The following is a 12,737-nucleotide window of genomic DNA, read 5'->3' as shown; positions in this document are numbered from 1 at the left end:
AGCTCAAGCTGTACAAACTTCCTCATCCTGAGGTGCGCGCCTACGGCGCGCCTCGAAGGACGCACGGCGGTCTCGGTCGTCAGTTGCCCTGGGCGCTGGGGAAGCCGGCGCCGGAGGGGCCGCCGAACGGGTCGTGCGTGCCGGCCAGGGGCGCGGCGCGGGTCGTGCGGTTGCTCGAGGCCGGGTCGATGTTCTCCTGCGTGCCGTTGGCGCGCGCGGGCTGGTTGGCGGTGGCCGAGCCCTTGCGCCGCTCGGCCTCGTAGGCGGCCTTCTTCTGGGCGTTCCACAGCGGGGCCGGACGCTCCAGCTCGGCCTGCTTGCCGCAGGCGGCCGCCGTCAGGACCAGGGCGGCGAGGGTGAGGACGGTGAGAGGACGGATCATCCGAGCAGTTCCTTCCAACGCGCGATCTGGGCGCGGACCTGGGCGGGGGCGGTCCCGCCATAACTCATGCGGCTGGCCGCCGAGGCGGCGGGCGTGAGCACGGTGTAGATTTCAGAGGTGATGCGCGGCTCGATCGCTTGCAAGTCGGCCAGCGCCAGTTCCGCCAGATCCACGCCCTTGCCCTCCGCCGCCTTGACGGCCGAGCCTGTCACGTGGTGGGCATCGCGGAAAGGCATGTTCAGCTCGCGGACCAGCCAGTCGGCCAGGTCCGTGGCTGTCGAGAAGCCCGCGCCGGCGGCGGCGGCCATCCTTTCGGTGTTCGGCGTCAGGTCCGACACCATGCCGGCCATGGCCAGCAGGCTCAGCTCCAGGGCGTCGAAGGCCTCGAAGGTCGGGACCTTGTCCTCCTGCATGTCCTTCGAATAGGCCAGCGGCAGGCCCTTCATCACCACGGTCAAGGTGGTCAGCGAGCCCAGGATCCGGCCGACCTTGGCGCGGATCAGCTCGGCCGCGTCGGGGTTCTTCTTCTGCGGCATGATCGAGCTGCCGGTGGTGAAGGCGTCGGTCAGCTTGATGAAGCCGAACATCGGCGTCGTCCACAGCACGATCTCCTCGGCCAGGCGCGACAGATGGGTGGCGGTGATCGAGGCGGCCGACAGGGCCTCCAGGGCGAAGTCGCGCGCCGAGACGCTGTCCAGAGAATTGGCGGTCGGGCGATCGAAGCCCAGCGAGGCGGCGGTCTGGTGGCGGTCGATCGGGAACGGCGAGCCGGCCAGCGCCGCCGCCCCCAGCGGGCACTCGTTCATCCGGGCGCGGGCGTCGCGGAAGCGGCCGGCGTCGCGGCCGAACATCTCGACATAGGCCATCAGGTGGTGGCCGAAGGTCACCGGCTGGGCCGGCTGCAGGTGGGTGAAGCCCGGCATCAGGGCGTCGGCGTAAGCCTCGGCCTGGGCCACCAGCGCGCGCTGCAGGGCCTCCAGCTGGCCCGCCGACCGCTCACAGGCTTCGCGCACCCACAGGCGGAAGTCGACGGCGACCTGGTCGTTGCGCGATCGGGCGGTGTGCAGCCGGCCGGCCGTCGGGCCGATCAGCTCGCGCAGCCGCGCCTCGATGTTCATGTGGATGTCTTCGTACTCGTCGCGGAACGGGAAGGCCCCGGCGACGATCTCGCCCTCGACGGCGTCCAGGCCCTTGAGGATTTCCTCGCCGTCTTCCCTTGCAATCACGCCTTGGCTGATCAACATCCGCGCATGGGCGCGGGAGCCCGCCAGGTCCTGCGCCCACAGGCGCTTGTCGAAGCCGATGCTGACATTGATCGCCTGCATCAGCTCCGCCGGCTTGGCCGAGAACCTGCCGCCCCACATGGCTTGGCCCTGGCCGTTCGCGGCGGGCTTATCAGAGGCGTTGTCGGTCATATGAGCGAATTCCAGTCGGACAGGGAAGAAGCCGCGCGCAAGCTCGGCCGGCTGAAGTGGGCGGTCGGCGCCGTTCTGCTGATCGGCGTCGCGGCGGTTCTATACGTCATCGCTCAGGCTTCGTTCAAACCCGCAGGCGTTCTCGACCTCAAGGAATTCAAGAAAGCGTCCTTAGAGAAGCTGGACGTCCCGTCCCAGCCGCGCGCCGCGCCGGCGACGGTGTTCACCGACGGGGCCGGCAAGGCCCTGACCCTGGCCGATTTCAAGGGCCAGGTGGTGGTGATGAACCTCTGGGCCACCTGGTGCGCGCCCTGCAAGAAGGAGATGCCTACCCTGGGCAGGTTGCAGGCCGCCTACGCCACCCAGCCGCTGAAGGTGCTGCCGATCAGCGTCGACAAGGACGTCGATCTGAACCTGGTCCAGGCCGAGATGGCCGCCAACCCGCCGCTGCAGGTCTATCGCGACAAGAACTACAAGATGTCGTTCGACCTGGAGCCACGCGCCGCCGGCTACCCGACCACGGTCATCTACGACAAGCAGGGTCGCGAGCGGGCGCGGATGTCGGGCGAGGCCGACTGGTCCAGTCCCGAAGCCCGTGGCCTGGTCGAGGCGCTTCTCCGCGAGCATTGACGCCCGGAACTGAAAAGGAGAGCAGCGCCCGCTTAGGGATATCGCCGTTTTTTGAATTGACCCCTCAACGGTCGCGTGTCCACTCTGGCGTGCAATCCTGGATTTGGGCTGCCAACGCTACCCGGACGACTGAGATTGTTACCCGCCCGCTTGTCCGGGCATTTGGATCGGCCATCTCTGGGAGACACTCCATGGCGACCGGCGTAGTGAAATGGTTCAACGGCACCAAGGGCTTCGGCTTTATCCAGCCCGATGACGGCGGCAAGGACGTGTTCGTCCATATCAGCGCCGTCGAGCGCGCGGGCCTGCGCAGCCTGGACGAAGGCCAGAAGGTCAGCTTCGACACCGCCGAGGAGCGCGGCAAGATCGCGGCGGCCAACCTCAAACCGCTCTAGGCTCGGAGCCTTTCGTCCGATACGCGAGTTTCGCGGGCGCCGGCTCCAACGAGCCGGCGCCCGCCTGCTTTGGAAGACCCGATGACCGTCGATCCCCGCCTGCTCGAAATCGTCGCCGATCGCGCTTGGCCGGCGCGCCAGAGCGGGGCGCTGGGCGGCTGGCGGCTGAACGCCTCGGACGGCTGGTCGCTGCGGATCAACGCCTGCTGGCCGCTGGGCGAGCCGGACCGGCCGATCGACGAGGCCATCGCCGCGGCCGAGGCCTTCTACGCCGCCCGCGGCCTGCCCGCCCGCTTCAAGCTGTCGGACGGAGCGGTGGTCCCGGCCAATCTGTCCGAGCACCTGCGGGCCCGCGGCTACCGACCCACCCATGGCACTGTGGTGATGGTGGGCGAGGCCTCGGGAATGATCGCCGGCGCCGCCGACGCGGCCGTCATCCTGACGGGCGCGCCCGACCCGGCCTTCGAGGCGGTGCTGACCGCCAGCGCGGCCGGCAACGCCGCCGACGCCCGCGAGCGCCTGGACGCCCTGGGCCGCATCCCCGCGCCCGCCCGCTTCGCGCGGCTGGAGATCGACGACGAGGTCGCGGCCCTGGGCGCCACGGCGGTCGACGGCGAATGGGCGGGGATCTTCGGCATGCGCACCCTGCCGGGGCATCGCCGCAAGGGTCTGGCCCGCCGGATCCTGGCGGCCCTGCTGGGCGAGGCCCAGGCGCTGGGCGCCCGCCGCGCCTACCTGCAGGTCGAGGCCGACAACGCCCCGGCCATCGGCCTCTACAGCGGCCTGGGGTTCGTGCCGGCCTACGGCTACCGGTACTGGGTGGTGGAGTAGGGGGCGCGCGCCGGGGACATGCACTCACGCATTGCGCAGGCCAGTTTGCAGGGCGTTTTGCGTGAGTGCGTGTCCCCTGTTTCGTCCAGGGCAAGTCGCCTGGGATCGCTGATCGGGCGCCGGGGGTGACGGTGAGGACACGCACTCACCCGATGTCCAGGGATCTATCAGCCGAGGGCTTGCCGTGAGTGCATGTCCCCGGCGGCTTATGCTCGGCCCATCCGAGATGAAGCTCAGCCAAATCAACGCCTTGAACTTTTTCGACCCGATTTGATCCTCACCCTCCCGAACCACCCTTATCCTGATCTCACCTCGACGCAGGGAAAGGGCGTATGGCCAGCGACCGATGCGGCGGCGGGGGGCGATCGAGCGGGGCTCGTCGGATGCGCGTGAGTTTGCAGCCGAGGCGCTTAAACAGAGGGCGAGGGACGTAAGCTCGCCCATCGGGACTTTCATGCTGGGAAGGTCCCGCCCGTCGCGGGGTTCGCTCCGGTCCTCTTAAAACGGCTCACTCCCGCCTCTGATACATGCGGTGCACAGATCCAGAGGAACCACCGGGTGGGGTGAAGGGCGGAAAAGGCCCGCGCGCCCCGGCCTTGCGGATAACGGTCGCGCGGAGCGTCTGGCTTCGTCGAAACGGTACACTTAACTCAAACCCTCCGGACGATGTCCGGCGCTCCGCGACCCTTTCCACCCACTCACAGCCAGAAGCGTGAGGACGAGAAGCCGTGCCTGTTAACACTTGCCCCCACCTGACCGCTTCGCGGCCTGTCCGCCCCCAGAGGGGGCGGAGCCGCACGGCGCCGGCGACAGCGCTCTTCCCCCTCCGGGGGAAGACGACCGCGCAGCGGTCCGTAGGGGACAAGTGATCGGCGCCCCAATGACCACCCCCTCAGTCCAGATCGAACTCGAACCGGTCGTGTTCCGGGTGCAGGCAGCTCTGGTCGATCGGGGCGGTGGGGTCGGCCAGGAAGCCGCGGATCATCCTGCGGGCGCAGGCGCTGCCGCGCGAGACGCCGTGGGTGGTGTTGGGGATGATGCTCAGCTGGCCCTTGGGAAACCGGCCGACGGCCGCCTTGGCCACGTCCGGCGGGCAGCCGGGATCGATCTCGGCGGCCAGGAACAGGGTGGGGATCGGGCTGGAGATTGGCTGGGCCTCGACCGGATCGGGCTTGCCGACCGGATAGGCCTGGCAGACCTGGAACAGGCGGTCGAACGACTTCTCGGCCAGCCGGCTGACCGGATCGCGCTGGGCGCCCTTGCGGGTGGCCTCCCGGCTCTCGAACGGCAGTTCCTCCTTGCACAGGTGCGTGAAGAACTGGGCCTCGCGATAGCCGGCCCCCGCCCGGGTGTCGTCCAGGGCCGACAGGTCGCCGGCCGCGAACTTGGCCACCGTGGCGGGCAGGGCGCGGGCGTCGGGGCCGCTGTAGGCGGCGTCCATCAGGAAACCGCCCAGCAGGTCGGCGGTGTAGGTCTGGCCGTTCTGGACCACCGGGCCGGCCAGCAGCCGGGTCGCCACGCCGTCCAGGTCGGCGCCCGGATGCGGATACTTGGCGTTGCAGGCGGCGTCCTCGGCGCAGCGTTTGAAGATCACCTTCACCGCGTCCGAGATCATCTCCGGTCCGCCCTGGGCCCACTTGGCCTCGGGCGTCCAGGGCGAGTCCAGCACCACGGCGCGCACGCCGGTCGGGTCGTGCTGGACCACGTCCAGGGCGATCCGGGTGCCGTACGAGACACCGAACAGGTCGACCTGCTTGAGGCCCAGGGTCTTGCGCAGGTCCTGGATGTCCTTGACCACCTCCTCGGCGTTGTAGCGCGACAGGTCGACGCCGGAGGCCTTCAGGCGCTGGCCGCAGGCGATCAGCTGCTGGGCGGCCGCGTCGCTCAACGGGCCGGCGTCGTTGAGGGCCACGCCGCCGCAGTCGAGGGTGGGCGAGGCGACGCCGCCGCCGCGCTGGTCGAAATAGATCCAGTCCTGATCGACGGCGATCAGTTCGCGGCCCGAGACGCCGCGCAGGGATCGGCCGATGGTCTCGACCACCCCGCCGCCGGGGCCGCCGTGCAGGTAGATCACCGGGACCGCGCCGGGCCTGGGGGCGCTGGCCTTGACGATGGTCACCGGCAGGGCGACGCGGCGCGGGCTGGGCCCGCCGCGGGTCTCGTCGACCGTGAGAGTCCCGCACTGGATCCTGTTGGTCACGCCCGAATAGTCGCCGGCGCACGGTCCGGGCGTGAACTTCGGCTCGGCGGCCTGGGCGGCGCCGGCGGCCAGGGCGAGGGCGGCGAACGCGCCGGAAACAGCGGCGCCCCAGATCATCTTGCGCATGTGAGTCCCACGGTGCTGAAGCCCAGCAGTGAGCATGACGGCGGGGAGGGGGCAAGGGCGGGCTTGGGGCGCGGCGCCGACGCCTCAGTTGAAAGGATGGCGGGACAACGCCACGCCGCTTCTGGAACGGCGTCCGGCCCAAAAAGAGATCTCTTCATCAACAAGTTTACAAAACAAACAGGTTGATCCATGCTTCGGCCATCGCAACGGAACCCGGCCATGCACGCGCCTCTGAAGTCCCTCGAAACGGTCGTCCCGGCGGACGCCTCGGCTCGCAACGCGCCGATCGGCGCTGTCCGCGCCTTCCTGACCCTGCTGGTCATCGCCCATCACGCGGTGCTGACCTATCACCCCTACGCGCCCGCCCCGAAGGCGTTCGCGGCCCCGCCGATCCTGTGGACCGCCTTTCCGGTAGTGGACCTGCAGAGGTTCGGCGGCTTCGGCCTGCTGACCCTGGTCAACGACCTGTTCTTCATGTCGCTGATGTTCCTGGTCTCGGGCCTGTTCGTCGCCGAGAGCCTGAAGGCCAAGGGGCCGGGCGGGTTCCTGAAGGGCCGGGCCCTGCGCCTGGGTGTGCCGTTCGTCTTCGGCGTGGGGCTGCTGGCGCCGATGGCCTATTACCCCGCCTGGCTGCAGTCGGGCGGCGCGCCGTCGCTGGCGGCCTACGCCCAGGCCTGGATCCGCCTGCCGTTTTGGCCCAGCGGCCCGGCCTGGTTCCTGTGGGTCCTGCTGGTGTTCGCCGCCGTCGCCGCGGCCCTGGACCGCCTGTTTCCGAAGTTCGTTCCCGCCTTGGGCCGCTGGACGCAGGACGCCGCCCGGCGGCCCGGCCGCGCCTTCCTGGTTCTGCTGGCCGCCAGCGCCCTGGCCTATGTCCCGCTGAACATGGCGCTGCCGTTCGGCCACTGGACGACGGTGGGACCGTTCCTGGTCCAGACCGGGCGGATCGGCCACTACCTGGTCTATTTCTTGACCGGTCTGGCGTTCGGGGCGGCGGGCGTCGGCCAAGGCCTGACAGACCCGCAGGGCGCGCTGGCCCGGCGCTGGTGGGCCTGGCAGATCCTGCCGGTCCCGGCGGTGGTCGCCGCGGTGGCTGTCTTCGTCGTCGCCTTCTCGCCCCACCCGCCGCCCAAGCCGGTGGTGGACGTGGCCGGCGGCCTGGCCTTCGTCCTGGCCTGCGCCAGCCTGTCGTTCGCCGTGCTGGCGGTGTTCCTGCGCTTCGTCCGCGAGACCGGCCCGATCGGACGCAGCCTGCAGGCCAACGCCTACGGCATGTACCTGACCCACTACGTCTTCACCGCGTGGCTTTCGTGGCTGCTGCTGCCCCAGGCCTGGGGCGGGCTGGCCAAGGGGCTGGCGGTGTTCGGCGGGGCGGCGGCGCTCAGCTGGCTGACGACCATGGCGCTGCGCCGCATGCCGTTGTTGGGACGAATCCTGTGACCGGCCATGATGCCGCAGCGAAGGGGGCCTTGCCCTTGAACCAAGAGATCAAGTCGGTCCAGGACGACCTGACGTTCCTGCGAACCATCGCCGAAGGCCGGCCGGGCGGCGGGATGGGGGTCGCCGGCAGCGCGCTCTACGGCTCGGCCGGGGTGCTCTACGGGCTCCAATGCCTGAGCTACTACCTCCAGGAGGTCGGGATTCTCCGCATGTCGTCGGCGGCCAACATCATCATGGCCTGGGCGCCGACCCTGATATTCCTGGTGCTTATGACGGTCGTGATCGTCATCGACCGCAAGCGGCCGGCGGTCGGGGTGACCAGCCGCGCCGTCAATTCCGCCTTCGCTGGCGCGGGAATCGCCAACCTGGCCCTGGTCCTGGTCTTCGCCAGCGCCGCCCAGCGCCACCAGGACTTCCACTACTGGCTGTTCCACCCGGCCGTGGTCTTCGTGCTGCAGGGCGCGGTCTGGTACGTGATCTTCATGCTGCGCAGGCGGTGGTGGACCGCGCTGGTGGCCTTTGGCTGGCTGGTCTCGGGCGTGGCGTTGGGCATGCTGATCGAGTGCGCGGACCTGTACCTGCTGATCGCCACCGGCAGCCTCTTCCTGCTGATGGCGGTCCCGGGCTTCGGGATGATGCGCCAAGCCCTGCGGGCTTCGGCGAGCTGAGGCGGGCGTGAGCGGCAGGTTCGACATCAGCGGGCTGGACGACGTCATCCACGGCCGGGTGCGGCTGGGGATCGTCGCCTATCTGGCCAGCGCCGAGGTGGCCGACTTCACCGAGCTGAAGGACCTGCTGGAGGTCACCCAGGGCAACCTGTCGGTCCACCTGCGCAAGCTGGAGGACGCCGGCTACGTGGCGATCGACAAGAGCTTCGTGGGCCGCAAGCCCCTGACCCGCGTGCGCCTGACCGAGGCGGGCCGGGCGGCGTTCAGGGCCTATCTTAAGGCCATGGGACAGCTGGTGGACCAGGCGGGCGGCGGCTAGAGGCCTATCTCGGCCCGCAGCTGGGCCGGCGTCACCCCCGCCGCCCGCAGCTCCCGCAGCGTCTGGGCCCGGTCGCGCTTGGCGTAGCGCTTGCCGTCGGGACCGACCAGCAGGCGATGGTGGCGATAGGTCGGGGTCGGCAGGTCCAGCAGGGCCTGCAGCAGGCGCTGGATGTGGGCGGCCTCGAACAGGTCCCGGCCGCGGATCACGTGGGTGATCCCCTGCAGGGCGTCGTCCAGTACGACGGCCAGGTGATAGGCCACCCCGACATCCTTGCGGGCCAGGACGATGTCGCCGGCGGTTTCGGGGCGAGCGCGGATCAGGCCGGTCTCGCCGTTCGGCCCCGCGCCCTCCTCGACGAAGCCGAGCCGGTCGAAGCCGCCCAGCGCGCGGTGGGCCGCGTCCAGCGACAGCCGCCAGGCGAAGGCCTCGCCCCGCTCCAGCCGCGCGGCCTCCTCGCCGGGCGACAGCGGACCGCCGGCGAAGGGTCGGGCCGGCTCATGCGGCGCGCGGCCGATGTCCAGCTCCTTGCGGGTGCGAAAGCAGCGATAGACCAGGCCCCTGTCTCGCAAGGCGTCGATGGCCCGGTGATAGTCGGCCAGGTGTTTGGACTGGCGGCGGACCGGCTGTTCCCAGGACAGGCCCAGCCAGGCCAGGTCCTCCAGGATCGCGGCCTCGAACTCCGGCCGGCTGCGGGTGGCGTCGATGTCCTCGATCCGCAGCACGAACCGGCCGCCAGCGACCCGGGCGGCGTCGAAGGCGGTCAGGGCCGAGAACGCGTGGCCGCGATGCAGAAGGCCGGTCGGGGAAGGGGCGAAGCGGGTGGCGAACGTCAAGCGGACCTAGGCCTGGTCGAACTTGGCGAACATGCCCAGGTGTTCGAACACCGCGCGCAGGAAGGCCTCCTCGCCGCCCAGGGCGTCCTTGAGGGCGTCGAACTGCTTGAAGCTGGCCATCTCGGCCAGGCCATGGGCGGCGCACCAGGCGGCGATGGTCGCCAGTTCCAGGTCGATCGGCGAGACCGTCCCGCCGCTGCGCTCGCCGATCGTGTTGCGCACCTGGCAATAGGCGCCTTCCTCCTTCATCTGCTCGGGCAGGGCGTCCTTGTCGCGCGAGCAGTCGTACATCACCCGGTAGAGGGCGGGGTTCTCGCGGGCGAAGCCGACATAGGCCACGCCCAGGCCCGTCATCCGCTCCTTGCCGTCGACCGCCTTGCGCCGCGCCGCGTCCAAGGCCGTGTCCAGGGCCGCCCAGCCCTCGTGGGCGACGGCGTCCAGCAGCTCGCCCTTGTCCTTGAAGTGGTGATAGGGCGCGGCCGGGCTGACCCCCGCCTCCCGCGCCACCGCCCGCAGCGACAAGGCCGCCGGGCCCTCGGTCTCGAGGATGCGGCGCGCGGCCTCGACCAGGGCGCGGCTGAGGTCGCCGTGGTGGTAGGGACGGGCTTCGGAGGCGGCGGTCTGTGTCATCTGCGACACTGTAACCGTTCCTGTTCAAAAATCCATCCTAACGCCGTAAAGATTATCTTGACGTTGTTAGGATCGGTGCTATCTAAGCGTTGTCCAGATCGGGCTCGATCCGGACCGGGACGCGGGTTCAAAAATCACCGCGCCTCGCCACCAAACTCAAGGATGTGTGTGATGACCAATACCTTCTTCGCCTTCGAAACCCTTCTCGACCGCATGGCCGTGGGCTTCTTCCTGACCGCCGCGGTCGGCGTCGCCGCCGCTCTGGTGGGCGTCGCGATCTAGGTTTCGCCGAACGACTTCTGCCTGACGTGTTTGAAGCCGCCCGCGTTTGCCCGCTGGCGGCTTTTGCACGTCTTGATCCGGGAAGCCCGCGCGCCTAGGTCGGATGCTCCCGAGGCGGAACATCCCGCGGCGGGCCGGATTTTCCAGACATGACCCTTTCGTCCTCCACTCGCGAGATGCGCCGATGAGCGTGGCCTTCACCAAGGAAGGCGACAGCGAAGCCTTCGCCGCCGACCTGCTGGACCGCCCGATCTCGCCGCACCCGAACCTGGTGACGCCCGACGGGCTGGCCCAGATCGAGGACGCCCTGACCCAGGCCCGCGCCGCCTACAGCGCCGCCCAGGCCGGCGGCGACGTCGCCCAGGACCGCACCGCCATGGCCCGCGCCACCCGCGACCTGCGCTACTGGTCCGCCCGCCGGGCCAGCGCCCAGCTGCGCGAGCGCGATCCGGTCGTCGAGGGCCTGCAGTTCGGCGGGACCGTCACCTTCGACCGCGAGGACGGCCGTCGCCAGACCTTCCGCATCGTCGGCGAGGACGAGGCCGACCCGGCCCGGGGCTCGGTGTCCTACGTCTCGCCGGTGGCGCGGGCCCTGCTGGGCAAGGGCGTCGGCGACACAGCCCGGGTGGCCGGCGGCGAGGTCGAGATCGTCGCGATCGACTGAGCTCAGCGCGTCGGAACGGGGACCGCGAAAATGTCCATCCGGCCGGGGCCCAGCGTGGGGCAAAAGGCCGAATAGTACAACACGTCCGGCCGCTTCGGATCGACGGCGGGGCCGTTGTTGATCGCTTCCGAACAGTTGACCGGCGCCGCCAGCACCGTGCGCGGGCCGAACCGACCGTCCTCGCCGCGTCGGGCGGCGTGCAGGGCCACGCGGGTCTCGGCCTTCAGGTCGCCCGAGGCGAACACCAGGGTGGCGCCGTCGGCCGGGAGGGTCGCGTCGAAGTCGTCCAGCGGGCCGTTGACGCCGGGACCGAGATTGCGCGCCGGGGCCTCGCCCGCCAGGCCGCCCTCGAAGAGGTCCTGATGGCCCAGGCCGCCGTGGCCGTCTGACGAGAAGATCAGTTTGCCGTCGGCGGTCGGGAAGGGCGCCCACTCGTCGCCGGGGGTGTTGAAGCGGGGACCCAGGTTGCGCGGCGCGCCGAACGTCCCGGTCGCCGGGTCGCGGTCCACCGCGTAGAGGTCGTCGCCGCCCCGGCCGCCCGGGCGGTTGGAGAAGAAATAGACCGTGCGACCGTCGGGCGAGAACGCCGGGTCGAAGTCGTTGTCCGGACCATCGAACGACACCGCCGCCGGCTTGGACCAGTCCGCGCCCTCGCGGCAGGTCTGCAGGATGCGCCAGGCCGTCTTCGGCGCGCCGATCGATCCCCACAGCACGCAGCGGCCGTCGGGGCTGAAGGCGGAGCGGACCTCGGTGTCGGGCGAATCGATCACGCCCGGCAGCAGCGGCGCGGGCGATCCGGCCGCCGGCGAGCCCGTGGCCAGGGCCTGGGCCATGGCGATGGCGACGAGGGCGGGGGGCGGCATGGCGAAAGGCTCCGAAATGTCGGCCGCCGACCATAGCCGTGATCGGTCGCGCGCCAAGTGCGGACGCAAATGCAAGGATGTCTTGGTTCTGTCGCCGAGTTGGCTCATCCTTTCCCTGCGTTCGGGAATGAATGGCGATTCCTGAGAATGCGTAGGAAGGAGGCCCGTCTTCAGTCCGACCGCGTACCCGCTTCATCGGAGCCCATCCGGCTCGCAAATTCGTTGGAGCCCTCCGGGCTCCGAGGGGAGGCCCTGATGCAGGTGCTGTCCCGTCCGCCGTCCGGCATGCCGGCGCTCGTCCTCAACGCCGACTATCGGCCCCTGAGCTATTATCCGCTGTCCCTCTGGCCCTGGCAGGAGGTGATCAAGGCGGTGTTCCTGGAACGGGTCGACGTGGTCTCGACCTACGACCACGTGGTGCATTCGCCCTCGTTCGAGATGAAGCTGCCCAGCGTGGTGTCGCTGAAGCAGTACGTGCCGCAGGATCGTCCCCCGGCCTTCACCCGCTTCAACCTGTTCCTGCGCGACGCGTTCAGCTGCCAGTATTGCGGCTCGCCGGACGACCTGACCTTCGACCACGTGATCCCCCGCTCGCGCGGCGGCCGGACCACCTGGGAGAACATCGTCACCGCCTGTGCGCCCTGCAATCTGCACAAGGGCGGCCGCACGCCGCGCGAGGCCGGGATGCAGCCCTTCCACGCCGCACGCCGCCCCAGCATGCACGAACTGCAGGACCGCGGCCGTCGGTTCCCGCCCGGCCACCTGCACGCCAGCTGGCTGGACTATCTGTACTGGGACATCGAGCTGGAGGCGTAGGGGCGGCATTCAGAAAAGCGCTCCAACCTTCGTCATTCCGGGCCCTGTGCCCGGAACCCCTGGTTCAGCTTGCACGTGAGCGCCTTGGCGCGCTGGCGCGCCACACCTTCGCACCTGCGGCGGACAAAGGGGTTCCGGGCACAGGGCCCGGAATGACGGCGAAAGGGGGAGGCGAGCTTTCACTGGGCGAAGAGAGGGACGCCATCAACAGGACGCATCATTTCCCCAGTCGGCCTACCTCTT

The 12,737-nt window shown here is 69.8% G+C and carries 15 protein-coding genes; 9 read left to right on the top strand and 6 right to left on the bottom strand.

The genetic code is table 11. The features are described from left to right. Positions 1–79 precede the first annotated feature (79 nt). Positions 80–382 carry a hypothetical protein gene (locus tag EV278_RS10725; RefSeq protein WP_132090587.1) on the bottom strand — a complete coding sequence of 101 codons (303 nt, stop codon included), beginning with the start codon at positions 380–382 and terminating at the stop codon, positions 80–82. Then, the gene (gene argH / locus EV278_RS10720) at positions 379–1,797 is read right to left on the bottom strand and encodes an argininosuccinate lyase (RefSeq protein ID WP_132090584.1); all 1,419 of its coding nucleotides are present in this window, start codon (positions 1,795–1,797) and stop codon (positions 379–381) included. Before argH ends, EV278_RS10725 begins: the two co-directional genes overlap by 4 nt. Between argH and EV278_RS10715 the strand changes: the two genes are divergently transcribed. The 3 genes from EV278_RS10715 (at position 1,798) to EV278_RS10705 (ending at position 3,653) form a co-directional block, all read left to right on the top strand. Further along, positions 1,798–2,427 (top strand): TlpA disulfide reductase family protein, encoded by a 630-nt coding sequence (locus EV278_RS10715; RefSeq protein ID WP_132090581.1) that lies wholly within the window; start codon positions 1,798–1,800, stop codon positions 2,425–2,427. It abuts the gene before it with no gap. A gap of 191 nt (positions 2,428–2,618) precedes the next feature. Next, complete coding sequence (locus EV278_RS10710; RefSeq protein WP_007668086.1) at positions 2,619–2,822, top strand: cold-shock protein; 204 nt, start codon at positions 2,619–2,621, stop codon at positions 2,820–2,822. Positions 2,823–2,903: 81 nt separating this feature from the next. Next, a complete protein-coding gene (locus EV278_RS10705) occupies positions 2,904–3,653 on the top strand; it encodes a GNAT family N-acetyltransferase (protein WP_132090578.1) in 750 nt (249 codons plus the stop codon). A gap of 892 nt (positions 3,654–4,545) precedes the next feature. Here the strand turns inward: EV278_RS10705 and EV278_RS10700 are convergent. Then, positions 4,546–5,979 carry an alpha/beta hydrolase gene (locus EV278_RS10700; protein WP_132090575.1) on the bottom strand — a complete coding sequence of 478 codons (1,434 nt, stop codon included), beginning with the start codon at positions 5,977–5,979 and terminating at the stop codon, positions 4,546–4,548. Between the two features lie 219 nt (positions 5,980–6,198). On the opposite strand from EV278_RS10700, the gene EV278_RS10695 reads away from it, so the two are divergent. Genes EV278_RS10695 through EV278_RS10685 form a run of 3 tightly spaced genes read left to right on the top strand, consistent with a single transcriptional unit; the run spans position 6,199 to position 8,403 of the window. Then, entirely contained in the window at positions 6,199–7,416 is a 1,218-nt protein-coding gene (locus tag EV278_RS10695; protein WP_132090572.1) for an acyltransferase, read from the top strand. A gap of 35 nt (positions 7,417–7,451) precedes the next feature. Further along, positions 7,452–8,084: a hypothetical protein gene (locus EV278_RS10690; protein ID WP_243692156.1), complete on the top strand. Its 633-nt coding sequence runs from the start codon at positions 7,452–7,454 to the stop codon at positions 8,082–8,084. A 7-nt stretch (positions 8,085–8,091) separates the two neighbouring features. Then, positions 8,092–8,403, top strand: a complete 312-nt coding sequence (locus EV278_RS10685) for a transcriptional regulator (RefSeq protein ID WP_132090566.1) — start codon at positions 8,092–8,094, stop codon at positions 8,401–8,403. On the opposite strand, the gene gluQRS is transcribed toward EV278_RS10685, so the two are convergent. Together gluQRS and EV278_RS10675 are read right to left on the bottom strand one after the other, a co-directional pair. After that, positions 8,400–9,239 (bottom strand): tRNA glutamyl-Q(34) synthetase GluQRS, encoded by an 840-nt coding sequence (gene gluQRS / locus EV278_RS10680; protein ID WP_132090563.1) that lies wholly within the window; start codon positions 9,237–9,239, stop codon positions 8,400–8,402. The two genes, EV278_RS10685 and gluQRS, sit on opposite strands and share 4 nt — an antisense overlap. Positions 9,240–9,245: 6 nt before the next feature. Then, positions 9,246–9,869 (bottom strand): TetR/AcrR family transcriptional regulator, encoded by a 624-nt coding sequence (locus tag EV278_RS10675; RefSeq protein WP_132090959.1) that lies wholly within the window; start codon positions 9,867–9,869, stop codon positions 9,246–9,248. Between the two features lie 171 nt (positions 9,870–10,040). Here EV278_RS10675 and EV278_RS24375 point away from each other — a divergent pair, with 171 nt between their 5' ends. Beyond that, positions 10,041–10,151 (top strand): hypothetical protein, encoded by a 111-nt coding sequence (locus EV278_RS24375; RefSeq protein WP_243692155.1) that lies wholly within the window; start codon positions 10,041–10,043, stop codon positions 10,149–10,151. 184 nt (positions 10,152–10,335) lie between these two features. Further along, the gene (gene greA / locus EV278_RS10670; RefSeq protein ID WP_132090548.1) at positions 10,336–10,815 is read left to right on the top strand and encodes a transcription elongation factor GreA; all 480 of its coding nucleotides are present in this window, start codon (positions 10,336–10,338) and stop codon (positions 10,813–10,815) included. A 2-nt stretch (positions 10,816–10,817) separates the two neighbouring features. Here greA and EV278_RS10665 read toward each other — a convergent pair whose 3' ends face one another. Next, positions 10,818–11,678 carry a PD40 domain-containing protein gene (locus EV278_RS10665; protein WP_165916602.1) on the bottom strand — a complete coding sequence of 287 codons (861 nt, stop codon included), beginning with the start codon at positions 11,676–11,678 and terminating at the stop codon, positions 10,818–10,820. A 252-nt stretch (positions 11,679–11,930) separates the two neighbouring features. Between EV278_RS10665 and EV278_RS10660 the strand changes: the two genes are divergently transcribed. Further along, entirely contained in the window at positions 11,931–12,494 is a 564-nt protein-coding gene (locus EV278_RS10660; RefSeq protein WP_132090956.1) for an HNH endonuclease, read from the top strand. The last annotated feature ends 243 nt before the right edge of the window (positions 12,495–12,737 follow it).

Source organism: Caulobacter sp. BK020 (assembly GCF_004342605.1).
Classification (GTDB): Bacteria; Pseudomonadota; Alphaproteobacteria; order Caulobacterales; family Caulobacteraceae; genus Caulobacter.
The sequence above is the reverse complement of the archived record's forward strand: the minus strand, read 5'-3'. Positions and strand labels throughout refer to the sequence as shown.